Origin of the sequence: Devosia sp. RR2S18, assembly GCF_030177755.1 — a bacterium.
GTDB lineage: Bacteria > Pseudomonadota > Alphaproteobacteria > Rhizobiales > Devosiaceae > Devosia > Devosia rhizosphaerae.
In genome coordinates this window covers 3,646,676-3,664,148 of record NZ_CP126539.1, presented here as the reverse complement: position 1 = coordinate 3,664,148, position 17,473 = coordinate 3,646,676, and the positions used below count along the sequence as shown (strand labels likewise).

Here is a 17,473-nt window from a genome sequence, read left to right as displayed (position 1 = left end):
GCCGGGTTTTGCCCATTCTGGAACGACCGCAAAGGCACGCTCGTGCGTCTACTGCTCCTCGCCCTTGCCGCGACGCTGGCGCTGGCCATCGCCAGCCTCTTCGTCGGCGTCAGCGACGTGTCGATCGGCGCGCTGCTCTCATCGAGCCCCGATGACCGGCCGATTCAGGTCCTGCTGATCAGCCGTATTCCGCGCACACTGTCGCTGCTGCTCGCCGGCTCGTCTATGGCGATTGCCGGGCTCGTCATGCAGATCATCGTGCGCAACCGCTTTGTCGAGCCGGGCACGGTCGGTACGACAGAGTCGGCGTTGCTGGGCTTTCTGATCGTCACCATGTTGGCGCCCGGCTGGCCGCTCATGGCCAAGATGCTGGTGGCAGCGGTGTTCGCGCTTGCCGGAACTTTCCTGTTTTTCCGCGTCATCGCTACGGTGCCGGCGCGCGACGTGCTGCTGGTGCCCTTGGTCGGCATCATGCTCTCGGGCATCATCGGCGCCGTCACCACTTTCTTTGCCTACCGCTACGGCCTATTGCCGACGTTGCTGGCCTGGGAAGTCGGCGATTTCTCGGGCGTACTGCGGGGCCGCTACGAGCTATTGTGGATCGGCCTGGTCTGCGCTGTCGTCGCCTATATCGCGGCCGATCGGTTTACGGTCGCCAGCATGGGCGAGGACTTCACCACCAATCTCGGGCTCAACCACCAGCAGGTGATGACGCTCGGCCTCGTAGTCGTGGCGCTGATCAGTGCCGTGGTGCTGGTGTCGGTGGGCATCATCCCCTTCCTCGGTCTTGTGGTCCCCAACGTCATCAGCCTCATGATCGGCGACAATATGCGCCGCACCGTGCCCTGGGTCGCCGTTACCGGGGCTGGTTTTGTGGTCGCCTGCGATATCGTCGGGCGGGTCATCCGCGCGCCTTACGAAATCCCGATCAGCGTTGTGGTCGGGGTAATCGGCAGCATCGTCTTCCTCTATCTCCTCTTGAGGACCCGCCGCAGTGCCGCCTGAGCTCTCCGCTACCACCGCTGCGCCCCGTCCACTGTTCAGCGGCCACGGGTTGACGCGACCCCAGATCGTCCTCGGGGCGCTAGCGCTGCTCGCCATTGTCTCGATCATCTGCTTCATGGTGGTAGACGCCAAGGGCAGCTGGAGCTTCGTCATCCCCTTCCGGGGCCGCAAGCTTTTAGGGTTGGTGCTGGTCGCCTATTCAGTGGCGGTTTCCACTGTCTTGTTCCAGACGGCCACCAATAACCGCATCCTCACACCCTCTATCATGGGCTTCGACCAGCTCTATGTGCTCCTCCAGACCGGGCTGGTCTTCTTTTTCGGCATCACCTCGATCGTCAGCCTGGATCCCAACGTGCATTTTGCGCTGGAAATGGTGGTGATGATCGGCTTTGCCAGCCTCCTGTTCAGTTGGCTCTTCCTTTGGCAGGAGCGCAGCCTGCACCTCCTGGTGCTGGTTGGCATCGTCTTCGGCATTATGTTCCGCAGCGTCATTCAGTTCATGCAGCGCATCATGGATCCCAATGCGTTCAACGTGCTGCAGGACACGTTCTTCGCCAGCTTCTCGCGCGTCGACACCAACCATCTGCTGTTTGCTTATGGAGTGCTGGCGCTGGTCACCATCGTTATTGTGCGCATGGTCAATGTCTTCGACGTGCTCAATCTGGGCCGCGCCAACGCCATCAACCTCGGCGTCGACTACAAGCGTACCATCACCATCATGCTGATCATGATCTCGGTGCTGGTGGCGATTTCGACGGCGCTGGTCGGGCCGGTCTCCTTCTTCGGGCTGCTGGTGGCGAGCCTGGCGCATTCGCTGGTCGGCTCCAGTCACCATAAATATGTGCTGCCCGCCGCCGCTCTCCTCGCTGTAACCTGCCTCGTGGGTGGGCAGACCCTGCTCGAGCGGGTCTTTGCCTTTGACACGGCACTCTCGATCATTATCGAGTTCCTGGGCGGCATCGTCTTCATTGTTCTGGTTCTGCGGAGAGCTGCGCGTTGATCATCACCCAAGGCGTCACCAAGAATTACGGCGCGTCCTGCGTGGTGGACGATGTGACCCTGACCCTGCCGGCAGGGGGCATCACCTCAATCATCGGGCCGAACGGGGCAGGCAAATCGACCTTGCTATCCATGGTGAGCCGGCTGATGGGCATGGACCGCGGTACAGTGACCGTGGATGGCATGGATGTCAGCAGGACCAAGAGCGATGTCCTGGCGCGGCGCCTGTCGATCCTGCGCCAGGACAACCACATGACGGCGCGTCTCACGGTGCGGGACCTCGTCTCATTCGGGCGCTATCCCTATTCCAAGGGGCGTCTCACCGCCGAGGACTACACGCTAATCGAGGAGGCGATCGGATTTCTCAGTCTTGGCGACCTCGCCGGTCGGTTTCTCGACGAGCTCTCGGGCGGTCAGCGTCAGCGCGCCTTCGTTGCCATGGTGCTCTGCCAGGACACCGATTATGTGCTGCTCGACGAGCCGCTCAACAATCTCGATATGAAGCATGCCATGGGCATGATGAAGCTCTTGCGCCGCGCCGCCAATGAGCTTGGCAAGACAGTCGTGCTGGTGCTTCACGACATCAATTTCGCGTCCTGGTATTCCGACTACATCGTCGCCATGAAGCACGGCAGAGTTGCCGCACAAGGCCCGGCCGACCAGATGATCCAGCCCGAAGTTCTTTCCGAAATCTACGAGATGGACATCAAGGTGCACGAGATCGGCGGGCAGCGGATCAGCGTCTATTACGAATAGGATTGCCGAGCGGTCCCTCTCATGGAGCCGGAACGCGCCAGCCTCGTTCACACCGGGAACGGAGCCCGACCCATGCAGCCATCGATTTCCATCATCACCATCGGCGTCGACAATCTCGAACGCGCCTTCGCCTTTTATCGTGCGCTCTTTGACATCGGCGACGACCAGATCGGGGCAGGGGAGGACCACGTCGCTTTCTTCTTCGACGAGAAGTTCTCCTTTGTCCTGTTTCCGCGCGAGCAGATCGCCCAAACGGCAGGCGTAGAGGAGGCCATCGCCGGCACGCCGGGGTTCGTGCTCAGCCACAAGGCCGCCGATGCCGACGAGGTCGATGACATTCTGGCCCGGGTTCTGGCGGCTGGCGGCGGGATCATTACCCCAGGTACGAAGTCGGAATGGGGCTATTCGGCCTACTTCGAAGACAGCGAAGGCAATGTCTGGGAGGTGATGGCCAGCCCGACGGAGAACTAACGGGCGGCTAGAAGCCGCCGCCCGTTTTGAAACCACCGTGCTTGCGCGTGCCGGCGGAGCCGCTGCGCGGGCGGGAGAAGCCGCCGCCGCTGCTGCGCGTGCCGCCGCCCCAGCCCCCGCCAAAGCCGCCGCGCGAGCTCTTACCGCCTCCGAAGCTGTTGTCGGGCCAGGTAAAGCCCCCACCCTGCGGCCATGGCGAATTGCCCTGCTGCCGCCCATGATTAGGCAGGCCGACACCGCCGCCCCAGTCACCGGTGCCAGCGCTCCAGTTCTGCGAGCGGCGCCAATGATCCCAGTACGACGCCGCCGTGATCGAGCCGCGCAGGAAGTCGTTGAGCATGTCGCCCACCAGCCGATCCTCGCGGAAGGTCGAGCGCGGGTCGTCAAAACGCTGCTTTTTGAACTCCCACTGGATGTCCTCGAGCTCGCGGCGCCGCGACGCCAGGGTCTTGAGGCGCCCCTTGAGGTCACGCGTCTCGGCATCTTCCTCCTTGGCGCGGGCTCGATTTTCGTCGATCTGGGCGACGATGGTGTCGTCCTGCCCAGTTCGGGTGCGACGCGCTTCGGCCAGCAGGGTCTGGATATCCTCCCGTCCCAGCGCCATCACCAGTTCGCTTAAGGCCGCTTCGAAGGCGGGGTTGCCGCCTTCCGACAGCGTCGCCAGATGCCGGGCGGCGTCATCACGTCGGTCCTCGGCTGCAACGATCTCGGCGTCGAGAGCATCGATCCGCGCTTGCGCCTGCTCCATCGCCTCGCGTATCGGTTTGCCGCCCGAAGCGTCGATCGCGGCAGTTTCCAGTGTATCGAGCTCTTGTTCGGCTTGCCGAGCCAGCTCAATCTGTCGTTCGGCATGTTCACGCAGGCGCAGCGGGATCTCGTTGAGCATGGCGAAGTTCGGCCGCGCCTTGCTGAAGCCCACAAGATTGGCGACCAGCCCATCGAGATAGCGCACGAGATTGTTCGCGCGGTAGTTCGCGGTACCGTAGCCACTCTCCCACAGATACATGAACAGCCCATCGTCGCGGTAAGGACGGCCCTTTTCGTCGCGGTCCGTCTCGGCCTGCTCGGTCTTGCGCATCGACTGGGCGGCAACCTCTGCCAATTGCTTCGCCTGGCTGCGCTTGGCCGCAAAGGCGGGATCGCGAGCGATGCTTGGTCCCATGCGGGTCGCCAGGGCGCGCAGTTCGGCTTGATGTCCCTCGAAAAGCTTGAGGGCTTCGGCGCGCTCCGCACTGAGCTGCATCAGTTTGGCGTCGCCTCCAGCAACCTCATTCTCTGCCTCGGCCAAGGCCTTGGCGTGAGCCTTGAGCATGTCGCGCGCCCGTGCTTCGGCGCTCGATATCCGCGCGTCGAGATCTCCCTGCACGGCAGGGTCAAGCCGCAACCGGGCTAATTGCCGGAACAGCTCGGCTTCACTCTCCTTGATTTTGCCCAGGCGCTCGGACGAGCGCGCCAGGCGCCGCGAGATGTCGTCCTCTTCGCGCCTGATGTCGCGCATGGCCTCGTCGAGGCTGGCGAGAGCTTCGGGTCCTCGGATACTCATCGGGTCACCACTGCGTCAAAGCCCCGCCCATGACCGGCACATTGTATTCCACCTCGAGGAAACCGTCCGACTTCCGGCCGATCTCATTGGCTTGGATGATGCCGTCGTCCTGCTTGTCGGCGAGCACCGCAGTGTAGACGGTCTCCGGCACCCGTACGGCCCAGATGTCCACAAGTTCGGTCGCCCCATTCTCCTCGTTAAGGATCGGCAATTGCAGCGCGTCCCCGTCGGCATCAAGCGCTTGCACGACGATGTAGTAGTTGGTCGCAGCGGTATTGATCTCGGGAAAGGTCCAGAATCCTGACCGGGCCCCGGACTGATTGACCACCACCAGCCGATACTCCTGCCGGAGCAGGTCACGCAGTGCTGTAAGATCCTCGAGAGCTTGCAAGGCGCCAGCCCTGTCACCCTCGGCGGCCAGGGACTGGCCGCGCGTGCGCAAGGCCTCCGCTTCGAGCACCGCCTGCTGCACCTTGGTTTCCTGGTAGATCGTCTCGTAAAGGGCATCGAGTTGTGCCGGCAGCCCCTCGGCGAGTTCGATCCGCGCCGCCTCCTGCTGCCCCCGCTGAAACGGCTGCCAAATACCAAAGAAGGCCACGACCGCCAGCACCAGAACTGCAAGGAGCGCCAGCGCCGGCTTGCCCCAGCTGTCGCGGCTGACATAAAGGCGCGCCAGGGTGGTGCGCCAGCCCGGCCTCGGCGGCTCATAGGTGAACCGCGCTTCTGCGAGGGCCGCCACGCCTTCCTTGAGAATGTGGTCCGGAACCTCGATGCCCTGGTGGTGATAGATCTCGCGCAGTTTCTCGATCAGCTGCCGCTCCCGGGCGGCGCCATTGAGCTCGCGCAAGGCCAGATCTTGCTGATGCCGCAGTGTATCCACCACGTCCATCGCCAACATCATCTCGTCCAGGGGCGCAGCCGGCTTGGCTGTCACGTCACTCATCGAAGGCTGTCACCCTTGGGTCTCGACCTCGTTAGTTCTGGGTTTCGAGCAGGAGGGTATTGCCCTCGGCGGCGAGCGTGGCGAGCCGCCGCTTGCCGTCTTCGACCGCATCGCGAATTTCCGCCGAGTTCTTGCTCGAGGCCACGCGCATCTCGTTGATGATGCCGCGGCTCTTCTCCTGGAAGTTGATGACTGAATCGACCAGCTTCTTGACCGCATCAGCCCGCACGGTTGGTCCGTAGCCGGCGCGCACTGCTTCCTCGCCAACGCGGTCGCCGATCTCGGCGAGGGTCTCAAGGCTCTTGCTCATGCCCTCCTTCATCGCATTGAGCGTTTCGGTAGATTCGTGCAGGCCAAACATGCCCGTGAAGGATGCTGACAACGCCGTCAGCACTGTTTCATTGGTCGAAAAGAACGAAATGGACTGCTGGTAGACCCGCTCCTTGGCGTTGGTAGTCTGCATCAGCCGCGCCATCACGACTTCCGAGGTGTTGTAAGAGATAGTGAGATTGTCCGAGAGGTCCTTGGCGATCTGGTAGCGCCGCTCCTCGTTTTGCATCTCCCGCAGTCTCTCATCGCGTTCGAGTTCCAGCCGCGCGCGTTCGGCCGGGACGGTGCCGGCATAGCCCGCCACGGCGTCCGAGGCCTGCTGTAGAATGGTCTTCTTTTCGCCCAGTCGATTTTCGGCGGTCTCCAGCACTTCGAGCGCCATCACCTCAGCTTGTTTGAGCGCCCCGCGGAAATCCCGATAGGCCTCAAGGATGATGTGCTCGCGGTCGATCTGGTCCTTGGTGTCGCCGGTGATCTGGAGATAAGTGTCACGGATCTTGTTGAAGCGGTCCGCGATGTCACCGCGGCTCACCTTCATCCAGACATTGTTGGCGCGTTCCAGGAGATCGATCTTGTTGTCGCTCAGCTGGTCGATCATGCCCTTGGCATCGTCGCGAATGGAATCGAAGCCCTTGGTGATGTCTTCATAGCGCTCGGCAATGCGCATGGCCGCCACTTGCTCGCGCACCACCTCGTTGAAGGCGCTTGCCTGGCTCAAGGTGCGCCCGATCAAGATGACGCGCGTCTCGTCCAGTTCGGTGATCTGCTGGAGCAGGCCCGTGATCGGCTCCTCGCCCTGACTCTCTGGCCAGAGACCGAGATTGCGGATGGCCGTCACCGCCCGGTCCAGATATTGCAGCGGCTTGTCGCCACCCTCGGGTGCTGGAGCCGTTTGCGGGGTCGCTGCGGTGGTGAGTTCACTGGCCATGTTGTGCTCCGATTGGCTGACGCTGGTCCGCCGGTGCCTCGGCAGACCTATAGATCGCTGTTGGCTGGCCTCCTGACAATTGCATCTGCCCGATGGGCCAACTATTTAGACGATATTGGTGCGAAAAAGCCGCACGTAAAGGGCGGCCCGGATGATCGTCGCCACCATCGCAAACCAGGGAGCTGCAGTCGTCCTGCGGCGCGCTCCGCACCGAACAAGGGGATGGGTGTCTCATGGATTTTGGCGGCCGCTACATCATCGCTGCGCCTCGCACTAAGGTCTGGGCCGCGCTCAATGATGCCGAGGTGCTCAAGGCTGCAATTCCGGGATGCCACAAGATCGAGTGGGCCGGTCCGCACACGCTCGATCTCGAGATCAAGGTCAATCTCGGCATCGCCCAGCCGGTGTTCAAAGGCGGCTTGGCGCTGACCGACATCGTGCCGGCTGAGCGCTATACACTGACCGGGAAAGGCAAGGGTGGTTTTCTTGGCATGGCCGAGGGCGCGGCCGACATCGTGCTGACCGACGACGGCGAGAACACCAGGCTGGTTTTCACCGCCCAGGGCGGCGCCTCTGGGCAGATTATGAAGCTAGGGAAAGCACTTATCGGTAGTTCGGCGCAGCGGGTCATCGATGGTTTCTTTGAGCGGTTCGGCGCTGCCATGGGCGCCGAGGTCACGCCGCTGCCGCCCCCCGACCTGCCTTAGTGCTAACAGACTGCTAACCATGAGCCGAGATCGCGTCAGCGCGACACTGTTCGATGGCCATAGTCGGGCTATAGCTGGCCGCCTCGCAACCGCCATTCCGATCCTAGCCATGCCCGCTCGCACGCGCGACACGCTCGCTCTGTTTACCCTTGCCAGCCTAGCCATTCTTGTCGTGCTCTACGCAGATGTGAATGCGGGCGACATATTCCTTGCCCTGCTAGACCGTTTCTAGCCCGACCGGTGGCCTTGATGCGGCTATCGTCCCGCACCGCATGGGCAAATTTTGACCATTTGGATAAAATGCCGCTATTTCCCCTTGCGGGATGTGCATTTGCACGATTGTATCTTTTGCTAGCGCGGGGGCACTCTGCATGGCTAGCGTTGCCATATGCCCACTGCGACACAGGGAGACTGCAACAATGAATTTTTCCAAGCTGACCAAGGCCATCGCTGGTGGCGTCGCGCTGAGCGCGGTTCTGACCGGTGCGGCTCTTGCCGATCCTGCCGTGATCTATGATCTGGGTGGCAAGTTCGACAAGTCGTTCAACGAAGCAGCCTATAATGGCGCCGAGGCCTGGAAGGCCGAGACCGGCGGCAATTATATCGACCTCGAACTGCAGAATGATGCGCAGCGCGAGCAGGCCCTGCGCCGTTTCGCCGGTCAGGGTGCCAACCCCATCGTCATGGCGGGCTTCTCCTGGACCGCGGCTCTCGAAGCCGTTGCGCCCGAGTTCCCCGACACCAACTTCGTCGTGATCGATACCGTGGTCGACCAGCCGAACGTGCAGTCGATCCTGTTCGATGAGCACACCGGCTCGTTCCTGGTGGGTGCGCTGGCGGCAATGCAGTCCGAGACCGGCACCGTCGGCTTCATCGGTGGCATGGACGTTCCGCTGATCCACAAGTTTTACTGCGGCTATGCCCAGGGCGCCCGTGCGGTGAACCCGGACATCAACCTCATCGAAAACTACACCGGCACGACGCCTGCCGCCTGGAACGACCCGGTCACCGCCGGTGAGTTGGCCAAGGCTGCCGTTGACCAAGGCGCCGACGTAATCTTCGCCGCTGCCGGCGGGTCGGGCCTGGGCGTGCTGCAGGCCATGGCCGATGCGGGCAAGTACTCGATCGGTGTGGACAGCAACCAGAACTACCTTCAGCCCGGTTCGGTGCTGACCTCCATGGTCAAGAAGGTCGACGTAGCCGTGCAGACCGCACTCACCGAAGCTGCGGACGACGCCACCTTCCAGCCAGGCCTGACCATTCTTGGCCTGGAGCAGGAGGGCGTTGGCTATTCGCTCGACGAGCACAATCGCGACCTGATCACCTCGGAAATGGAGACTGCAGTCGAGGACTACGAGGCTCAGATCATCGCTGGCGAGATCGAAGTCCACGACTACACCACTGACTCGAACTGCCCTCTCTAAGCCTCGCTTGATGAGCCAGGACGATTCCATGAACACGCAGCGGCCGGAAACGGCCGCTGCAGCCGTACCAGCCAATGGCTGGGCGATTGAGCTTGAAAAGATCAACAAGCGGTTTGGCGCAGTTCACGCCAACAAGGACATCGACCTTAAGGTCGCGCGCGGCACCATCCACGGCATCGTGGGGGAGAATGGCGCGGGCAAGTCGACCCTGATGTCCATCCTCTATGGCTTCTACACGGCCGATAGCGGCACGATCCGCGTCAACGGCCAGGCCCATGAGATCGCCGACAGCCGCCATGCACTGGCGCTGGGAATCGGCATGGTGCACCAGCACTTCATGCTGGTCGACAATTTCACCGTCCTCGAGAACGTCGTGCTCGGCGCCGAGGACTCAGGGCTGTTGAAGCCCAGCCTCACCCGTGCTCGCCAGGAGTTGAACCGGCTCGAGCAGGAATATGACCTCGAAGTCGATCCCGACGCCACCATTGAAGACATTTCGGTAGGCCAGCAGCAGCGCGTCGAGATCCTCAAGGCGCTCTATCGCGGCGCCGAGACGCTGATCCTCGACGAACCCACGGGCGTCCTGACGCCCAAGGAAGCCGACGATCTCTTCCGCGTGCTGGAAACTCTGCGCACCCAGGGCAAGACCGTGATCCTCATCACGCACAAGCTGCGCGAGATCATGGCCATCACCGATAGCGTTTCGGTCATGCGCCAGGGCGAGATGGTGGCCACCCTCAAGACCGCCGACACCAATCCCGAAGAGATCGCCGAGCTGATGGTGGGCCGCCGCGTACTGTTGCGCGTCGAGAAAGGCCCCGCCAATCCCGGCAAGACGCTGCTCGAGGTGCAGAACCTGGTCGTTACCGACGACATGGGCGTAACCCGCGTCAAGGATGTGAGCTTTGCCGTTCGTGCCGGCGAGATCGTTGGTATCGCCGGCGTTTCCGGCAACGGCCAGACTGAGCTACTGGAATCGGTCACCGGCATGCGCGACCAAAAGTCGGGCGAGGTGATCCTCAACGGCCAACCCCTGTCGCTCGAAGGCGATGATGGCGCCGCGCGCGCGCGTGCGGCCGGGCTGGCGCATGTGCCGGAAGACCGGCAGCGCATGGGGCTCGTGACCACATTCTCCGAATGGGAAAACGCCATTCTGGGCTATCAGAACAGCCCCGAATATGGTTCGGGTCCGTTCCTCGACATCGGCGCGGCCAAGAAGGTCGCCGCCGAGCACATCAAGCTCTTCGATGTGCGGCCCGACAACATCAACCTCAAATCGTCGCTGTTCTCTGGCGGCAACCAGCAAAAGATAGTCCTGGCCCGCGAGATGCAGCGCAATCCCGACGTGCTGATTATCGGCCAACCGACGCGCGGCGTCGACATCGGCGCGATTGAGTTCATCCATAACGAGATCATCCGCATGCGCGACGCCGGCAAGGCGATCCTCTTGGTCTCGGTCGAACTCGATGAGATCCGCTCGCTCGCCGACCGCATCCTCGTCATGTTTGACGGCGTCATCGTCGGCGAAGCCGATCCGGCATCCGCCACCGAAGGCGAACTGGGCCTGATGATGGCCGGTATCAACAATCAGAAGGCTGCCGAATGAGTGCGCGCCGCCCCCTGCCGCGCTGGGCCGATGTGGCCCTGTTACCGGCGCTCAATCTGCTTTTGGCCTTTCTGGTTTCGGGCACCGTGGTGCTGATGGTGGGTGAGAACCCGCTCCATGCCATCCAGGTCATCATCTATGGTGCCTTCGGCTACGGCGATGGCTTCGGCTATACGCTGTATTACGCCACCAACTTCATCTTCACCGGCTTGGCCGTGGCGGTTGCCGCCCATGCCGGGCTCTTCAACATCGGCGGTGACGGGCAGGCCTATGTGGCCGGGCTGGGCGCGATTGTCGTAGCGCTGGCGCTCGATCAGACCCATTGGCTCATCGCCATGCCGGCGGCCATGCTTGCCGCAGCGGCTGTGGGTGGATTCTGGGCGTTCATTCCGGGTTATCTGCAGGCCAAGCGCGGTTCGCACGTCGTCATCACCACGATCATGTTCAACTTCATCGCCGCGGCGTTGATGGTCTACATGGTCAATCGCGTTCTGAAGCCCGTCACCACCATGGCTCCGGAATCCGAGACCATCGATGTGGCCGGTCGCGTGCCGCAATTGCGGCAGTTCTTCTCGTTCTTCGGCTATTCGCCGGTCAACCTCTCCATCGTCATCGCCGTCCTGGCGCTGATCTTTGTCTATGTGCTGATCTGGCGTACCAAGTTCGGCTATGCCGTGCGCGTCCTTGGCGCCAACCCGACCGCCTCGCGCTATGCCGGCATTTCCAATTCCCGGATGATCATGGTCACCATGACCATCTCGGGCGCGCTCGCCGGCATGGTGGCGATTAATGAAGTGATGGGCGTGCAGAACCGCTTGGTGCTCGACTTCGTGGCCGGTGCCGGTTTCGTTGGCATCGCCGTGGCTCTTATGGGGCGCAACCACCCCATCGGCATCCTTTTGGCGGCGCTCCTCTTCGGCGCGCTTTACCAGGGCGGACAGGAATTGCAGTTCGTCATTCCGGGCATTACGCGCGAGATGATCGTCGTTATCCAGGCCCTTGTGATCCTGTTCACCGGCGCCATGGAAGGGCTGTTCCGGCCCTCGCTCGAACGCGCCTTCATGCTCTATCGCCCCGAGCACAAAGCCGAAGCGATCTCGCGCGAAACCGCGGATTCGGAGAGTTAAGATGGATCTGGCCACCATTCTCTCCATTCTCGACGCCACTATCCGTCTGTCGACGCCGCTACTCCTCGCGGCGCTGGCGGGGCTCTATTCGGAACGGGCCGGCATTTTCGATATCGGTCTTGAAGGCAAGATGCTGGCAGCGGCCTTTGCCGCGGGCGCGGTTGCCGCCATCACGGGCTCGGCCTGGCTGGGCCTGCTGGCTGGCATGGTCGTTTCCCTGGGCACCACGCTCATCCAGGGCCTTGCCTCCATCACCCTCAAGGGCAATCAGCTCATTGCCGGCGTCGCCATCAACATGCTGGCGGCGGGCATGACCACCTTCCTCGGCCAGACCTGGTTCGGCCAGGGCGGGCGAACACCGGCGCTCTCGGGCGACGGGCGCTTTTCACCCGTGACCTTGCCGTTTGCCGAGCAACTGGCCGGCATTCCCATCCTCGGGCCCATCTATGCCGAGCTGATTTCGGGGCACTACATCATCGTCTATGTCGCGTTTGCCATGGTGGCAGTGACAGCCTTCGTGGTCTACCGCACCCGCTTCGGGTTGCGCATGCGCGCGGTCGGCGAGAACCCCAAAGCGGTCGATACTGCAGGCATTTCCGTGGTGGCGATGCGCTATAAGGCGATCATCATCACCGGACTCCTCACCGGAATCGCCGGCGCCTACTTCTCCATTGCGCAAGGCTCGGGCTTTGGCAGCAACATGACAGCGGGCAAGGGCTATATCGCCCTGGCGGCTCTCATTTTCGCCAAGTGGAAGCCCGTGCCGGTGATGTTCACCTGTCTCCTGTTCGGCTTTCTCGATGCCCTGCAGATCCGGCTCCAGAGCGCTCAGATCATGGGCATCGAAGTGCCAGTCCAGGCCATCCAGGCGCTGCCCTATGTGCTGACCGTGATCCTTCTAGCAGGCTTTATCGGCAAGGCCGTTGGCCCCAAGGCCGGCGGCGTGCCCTATACCAAGGAGCGCTAGCGGCAACGCTGGCGCAAACACAGAATGTCAGAGACTGCAACCGACAAGGCCCTGTTCGAGGCCGCCGAAGCCATTCGCGCCAAGGCCTATGTGCCCTATTCCCACTTCTCGGTGGGCGCGGCCATCCTCGCCGGTGACGGGAAAATCTATGCCGGCTGCAATATCGAGAACGCGGCCTATCCACAGGGCAACTGCGCCGAGACTTCGGCCATCGCGGCAATGATCGCGGGCGGCGCCCGGCGGATCACCCGCATCTATGTGACCGGGCCTGGCACCATTGCGGTGACGCCCTGCGGCGGTTGCCGGCAGCGCATCCGCGAATTCGCCGATCCCGACGTCGAGATCATCTCGCACGGCGTCGACGGAGAGCGGCTGGTGCAGACGCTGGGGCAATTGCTGCCGCACAGCTTCGGGCCGGACCATCTGGGAAAGTGATCGCATGAGCAAACCCGTCAAGACCATCCGCAAGATCGCCGGCAGCGAGCCTATCGTCGCCGCCCTGGTGCTGGGCTCCGGACTATCGGCCATCGGCGATCTGCTCGAGGACCGCATTGCCATTCCCTATGCCGAGCTCAATGGCTTTCCGGGGGCGGGCGTCTCCGGCCATGGCCGTGACCTCCTGATCGGGACCATGGCCGGCAAGCGCATCGCCATTCTGACGGGCCGCGAGCACTACTATGAGCATGGCAATGCTGCGGCCATGCGCCCGGCGCTCGAAACGCTGGCCGAGCTCGGCACGCAGACACTGCTGCTGACCAATTCGGCTGGCTCGGTGGATGAACGCTTCCGCCCGGGCGACCTGATGCTGATTGCCGACCACATCAACTATGCCGGCATGAACCCCCTGATCGGGGAGGCCACCGACCGGCGGTTCGTCAACATGGTCGATTGCTACGCGCCCGAGCTGCGCGACAAGTCCAAGCAAGTCGCCGAGCGGCTGGATATCGGCCTCGGCGAAGGCGTCTATCTCTGGTATTCTGGTCCCAGCTTCGAGACCGTCGCCGAGATCCAGATGGCCATTCGCCTGGGCGCCAATGCCGTGGGCATGTCGACGGCACCCGAAGTGATCCTGGGGCGTTTCCTGGGCATGAAGGTCTGGGCCTGTTCCTCCATCACCAATATGGGGGCGGGGCTGTCGGCCGAGAACATCAGCCATGAGCACACCAAGGCCATGGCGGTTGCGGGCGCGGAGAAGTTGAGCAAACTCATCCCCGCGCTGGTGGAGGAGCTATGAGTCTCAAGATCGTCGATACCCACCGTTCAGACGTCGTTCATAAACGTAATCCCGGCTTTCCGCTGGACCTCGATTGGGTCGGCCGCGTGCGCATGAACCGCTCGGCGCTGGAGCGTCGTGCCGGTACCATCGGCACCCGCCGGACGGTCAAGAAAGACTACCAATTGGCGTGGCTGGTCAAGGCTATAACCCTGATCGACCTCACCACGCTCAACGCCGATGACACCCCCGGACGCGTCGAACGCCTCTGCGCCAAGGCCCGCCATCCGCTGCGCACCGACATCATCGACCGGCTCGGCGTCGGCGAACTTCGCATCCTGCCCGGCGCCGTCTGCGTCTACCATACCTTCGTCCAGACGGCGGTCGAGGCGCTGGCGGGCACGGGTATTCCCGTGGCGGCCGTATCAACTGCGTTCCCGCATGGCCTTGCGCCAGTTGACACCAAGCTCAAGGAAATCGAAGCCTCGGTCGCCGATGGAGCCGAGGAAATCGACATCGTCATCGAGCGCGGCATGGTGCTGCGGGGGGATTGGCAGGCGCTCTACGATCAGGTGCGCGCGTTCCGCAAGGCCTGCGGCAAGGCGCACATCAAGACCATTCTGGGGACCGGGGAACTGGCGACCCAGACCAACGTCGCCAAGGCTTCGCTGGTCTGCATGATGGCGGGCGCCGATTTCATCAAGACCTCGACCGGCAAGGAGAAGGTCAACGCCAACCTCGTGACCTCGCTGTCGATGATCCGCATGATTCGCTGGTTCGCCGAAGAGACCGGCATCGAGATCGGCTACAAGCCCGCCGGCGGGATCGCCACGGCAGGCGATGCAGTCAAATACATGGCGCTGATGAAGGAAGAGCTGGGCACGCACTGGCTGCAGCCGCACCTCTTCCGTTTTGGCGCCAGTTCGCTGTTGACCGATATCGAGCGGCAGCTGGAGCACGGCATCACCGGTCACTACGCTGCCGACTACCGGCAGCCAATGGTTTAGCGGGCGGGCGTTGCTCCGCTGCAGAGAAGAATAAAAGGCGCTCGCCAGGAGGCCACCAATGAACAAGATCGCGCAAATATTCGAAACGCTCGACTACGGCCCGGCGCCCGAAGGCCCGGATCAGGCGATCGCCTGGCTCGATAGCCATGGCCGCGCCTTTGGCCATTTCATCGGTGGCGCGTGGACCGAACCTGGCAAGACGTTCGCTTCGAACAATCCGGCGACCGGGTCCGGGCTGGCTGAGATCACCGATGGCACCGCCGACGACGTCGACGCTGCAGTGCGCGCCGCCCGGGCAGCTTTCCCCGGCTGGAGCGCCCTTTCGGGCTACGAGCGCGGCAAATACCTCTATGCGATCGCCCGCGCGGTGCAAAAGCACGCCCGGCTCTTTGCCGTTCTTGAAACCATGGACAATGGCAAGCCAATCCGCGAGTCCCGCGATATCGATATTCCGCTGGTCGCCCGCCATTTCTATCATCACGCAGGCTGGGCACAGCATCTGAGCCGCGAGTTCCCCGACCACGTGCCCTATGGCGTGTGTGGCCAGATCATCCCCTGGAACTTCCCGCTTTTGATGCTGGCCTGGAAGATCGCTCCGGCCTTGGCAGCGGGCAATACGGTGGTGCTAAAACCAGCTGAGTTCACCTCGCTGACCGCGCTGCTCTTTGCCGAAATCTGCGAGCGGATTGGGCTGCCCAAGGGTGTCGTCAATATGGTCACCGGCGCCGGTGAAACCGGTCAGGCCATCGTCGCCCATCCCGACGTCGACAAGATCGCCTTCACCGGATCGACCGAAGTGGGCAAGGCCATCCGCGTGGCGACAGCGGGGACGGGCAAGGGCCTTTCGCTCGAACTGGGTGGCAAGTCCCCTTATATCGTCTTTGAAGATGCCGACATCGACAGCGCCATCGAGGGGCTGGTGGACGCCATCTGGTTCAACCAGGGCCAGGTCTGTTGCGCCGGATCGCGCCTCCTGGTCCAGGAGAGCATCGAGGAACAGTTCATCGGCAAGCTCAAGAAGCGGATGGCGACCTTGCGCGTGGGCGACCCGCTCGACAAGTCCATCGACATCGGAGCCATGGTCGCGTCCGTGCAAGTGGAGCGCATCCGCGAGTTGATGCAGCGCGGCATTGACGAGGGGGCTGTGGTCTATGAGCCCGATGGCGCGGTGCCCAGTACCGGCTGCTTCCTCAAGCCTGCCCTCGTAACCAATGTCTCGCCGGCGAACGCGCTGGTGGCCGAAGAAATCTTCGGGCCGGTGCTGGTGGCGATGAGCTTCCGCACCCCCGAAGAAGCGGTGGCGCTGGCCAACAACACCAAATACGGGCTGGCAGCGACACTCTGGAGCGAGAACATCAACCTCGCGCTCGACATTGCGCCTAAGATCAAGGCCGGTGTGGTCTGGATCAACGGCACCAATAATTTCGACGCCGCAGTCGGTTTCGGCGGCTACAAGGAGTCCGGGTTCGGCCGCGAAGGTGGCCGCGAAGGGATGGCTGCGTACCTAAAGCCCGCCTGGGAAAAGACCTTGGGCGCGGCTGCCATACCCGAGCCACAAGCTTTCTCAGCCACTCCCGGCAATCCCCTCGACAATGGTCAAGTCAATCAGACCGCCAAGATGTATATTGGGGGCAAACAGGCGCGGCCCGACAGTGGCTATTCCCGCCCGGTGCATGGGCCAGACGGCGCCTTCATCGGGGAGGTCGGTGACGGCAATCGCAAGGATATCCGCAACGCCGTTGAGGCCGCGCGCGCTGCGCTTGGCTGGTCCACGACGGCGGCCCATACGCGGGCACAAATCCTCTATTTCCTTGCCGAGAACCTCGATTACCGGCGGGACGAGTTCGCCGCGCGCATTGCGGCACAGACCGGCAGGAACGGGCGCGACGAAGTCGCGCTTGCCGTCGAGCGGCTCTTTGCCTTTGCCGGCTGGGCCGACAAGTTCGATGGCGCCGTCCACAACCCGCCGCTGCGCGCGGTCGCAGCAGCCATGGTCGAGCCACTGGGCGTGCTCGGGATCGTGGCGCCACCCGAACTGCCGCTCCTGGGCTCGGTTGCGCTAATCGCTCCGGCGCTGGCGATGGGCAACACGGTCGTGCTGGTGCCCTCCGAAGCGGCGCCGCTCAGCATGACCGATCTCTGCCAGGTCATCGAAACCTCAGACGTGCCCAACGGCGTGATCAACATCGTCACTGGCAATTCCATTTCACTTGCCAAGACGCTGGCCGAGCATGATGGGGTGGATGGCCTCTGGTACGCCGGCTCGGCACAAGGTTCAGCCATGGTGGAGCGCAGCTCAGCCGGCAATCTCAAGCAGACCTGGACCAGTGGTGGCCGCGCCTATGATTTTGCGGATCGCCGCTTTGAGGGTCCTTATCTGCTGACCAAGGCCACCCAGGTGAAGAACGTCTGGATTCCCTACGGAGCCTAACAAGAAGGGCGAAAGA

Annotated in this window: 17 protein-coding genes; 14 read left to right on the top strand and 3 right to left on the bottom strand. The window is 62.7% G+C overall.

The window, feature by feature from the left end; all coding sequences use genetic code 11:
- Positions 1-42: 42 nt before the first annotated feature.
- The 4 genes from QOV41_RS18140 to QOV41_RS18125 all read left to right on the top strand — a co-directional run bounded on the left by QOV41_RS18140 (position 43) and on the right by QOV41_RS18125 (position 3,231).
- Positions 43-1,005 carry an ABC transporter permease gene (locus QOV41_RS18140; RefSeq protein ID WP_284578272.1) on the top strand — a complete coding sequence of 321 codons (963 nt, stop codon included), beginning with the start codon at positions 43-45 and terminating at the stop codon, positions 1,003-1,005.
- A gap of 31 nt (positions 1,006-1,036) precedes the next feature.
- A complete protein-coding gene (locus tag QOV41_RS18135) occupies positions 1,037-2,005 on the top strand; it encodes an iron chelate uptake ABC transporter family permease subunit (RefSeq protein ID WP_415926779.1) in 969 nt (322 codons plus the stop codon).
- Positions 2,002-2,760, top strand: a complete 759-nt coding sequence (locus QOV41_RS18130; RefSeq protein ID WP_284578270.1) for an iron ABC transporter ATP-binding protein — start codon at positions 2,002-2,004, stop codon at positions 2,758-2,760. Before QOV41_RS18135 ends, QOV41_RS18130 begins: the two co-directional genes overlap by 4 nt.
- Before the next feature lie 72 nt (positions 2,761-2,832).
- Positions 2,833-3,231, top strand: coding sequence for a VOC family protein (locus QOV41_RS18125; protein ID WP_284578268.1), 399 nt, complete (start codon positions 2,833-2,835; stop codon positions 3,229-3,231).
- Positions 3,232-3,238: 7 nt separating this feature from the next.
- Here the strand turns inward: QOV41_RS18125 and QOV41_RS18120 are convergent, their stop codons facing one another.
- The 3 genes from QOV41_RS18120 to QOV41_RS18110 are packed head-to-tail and all read right to left on the bottom strand — an operon-like array spanning position 3,239 to position 6,975.
- Positions 3,239-4,774: a coiled-coil domain-containing protein gene (locus tag QOV41_RS18120; protein WP_284578266.1), complete on the bottom strand. Its 1,536-nt coding sequence runs from the start codon at positions 4,772-4,774 to the stop codon at positions 3,239-3,241.
- Positions 4,775-4,778: 4 nt separating this feature from the next.
- Positions 4,779-5,717, bottom strand: coding sequence for a DUF6384 family protein (locus QOV41_RS18115; RefSeq protein ID WP_284578265.1), 939 nt, complete (start codon positions 5,715-5,717; stop codon positions 4,779-4,781).
- A gap of 31 nt (positions 5,718-5,748) precedes the next feature.
- Positions 5,749-6,975, bottom strand: a complete 1,227-nt coding sequence (locus tag QOV41_RS18110; RefSeq protein WP_284578263.1) for a cell surface protein — start codon at positions 6,973-6,975, stop codon at positions 5,749-5,751.
- 233 nt (positions 6,976-7,208) lie between these two features.
- On the opposite strand from QOV41_RS18110, the gene QOV41_RS18105 reads away from it, so the two are divergent.
- The 10 genes from QOV41_RS18105 to QOV41_RS18060 all read left to right on the top strand — a co-directional run bounded on the left by QOV41_RS18105 (position 7,209) and on the right by QOV41_RS18060 (position 17,457).
- A complete protein-coding gene (locus QOV41_RS18105) occupies positions 7,209-7,682 on the top strand; it encodes a CoxG family protein (RefSeq protein ID WP_284578261.1) in 474 nt (157 codons plus the stop codon).
- A gap of 19 nt (positions 7,683-7,701) precedes the next feature.
- Positions 7,702-7,914 carry a hypothetical protein gene (locus QOV41_RS18100; RefSeq protein ID WP_284578260.1) on the top strand — a complete coding sequence of 71 codons (213 nt, stop codon included), beginning with the start codon at positions 7,702-7,704 and terminating at the stop codon, positions 7,912-7,914.
- A gap of 202 nt (positions 7,915-8,116) precedes the next feature.
- On the top strand, positions 8,117-9,106 hold the full coding sequence (locus QOV41_RS18095) for a BMP family lipoprotein (RefSeq protein ID WP_415926778.1): 990 nt from the start codon (positions 8,117-8,119) through the stop codon (positions 9,104-9,106).
- A gap of 28 nt (positions 9,107-9,134) precedes the next feature.
- Positions 9,135-10,712 (top strand): ABC transporter ATP-binding protein, encoded by a 1,578-nt coding sequence (locus tag QOV41_RS18090; protein ID WP_284578256.1) that lies wholly within the window; start codon positions 9,135-9,137, stop codon positions 10,710-10,712.
- Positions 10,709-11,839 carry an ABC transporter permease gene (locus tag QOV41_RS18085; RefSeq protein ID WP_284578255.1) on the top strand — a complete coding sequence of 377 codons (1,131 nt, stop codon included), beginning with the start codon at positions 10,709-10,711 and terminating at the stop codon, positions 11,837-11,839. The genes QOV41_RS18090 and QOV41_RS18085 overlap by 4 nt, the downstream gene beginning before the upstream one ends.
- 1 nt (position 11,840) lies before the next feature.
- The gene (locus QOV41_RS18080) at positions 11,841-12,806 is read left to right on the top strand and encodes an ABC transporter permease (RefSeq protein ID WP_284578254.1); all 966 of its coding nucleotides are present in this window, start codon (positions 11,841-11,843) and stop codon (positions 12,804-12,806) included.
- Between the two features lie 24 nt (positions 12,807-12,830).
- Positions 12,831-13,241, top strand: a complete 411-nt coding sequence (locus tag QOV41_RS18075; protein WP_284578253.1) for a cytidine deaminase — start codon at positions 12,831-12,833, stop codon at positions 13,239-13,241.
- Positions 13,242-13,245: 4 nt separating this feature from the next.
- A complete protein-coding gene (locus QOV41_RS18070; protein WP_284578252.1) occupies positions 13,246-14,040 on the top strand; it encodes a purine-nucleoside phosphorylase in 795 nt (264 codons plus the stop codon).
- Positions 14,037-15,026 (top strand): deoxyribose-phosphate aldolase, encoded by a 990-nt coding sequence (deoC, locus tag QOV41_RS18065; protein WP_284578251.1) that lies wholly within the window; start codon positions 14,037-14,039, stop codon positions 15,024-15,026. Before QOV41_RS18070 ends, deoC begins: the two co-directional genes overlap by 4 nt.
- A 58-nt stretch (positions 15,027-15,084) precedes the next feature.
- Positions 15,085-17,457 (top strand): aldehyde dehydrogenase family protein, encoded by a 2,373-nt coding sequence (locus tag QOV41_RS18060; RefSeq protein ID WP_284578250.1) that lies wholly within the window; start codon positions 15,085-15,087, stop codon positions 17,455-17,457.
- Positions 17,458-17,473: the final 16 nt, after the last annotated feature.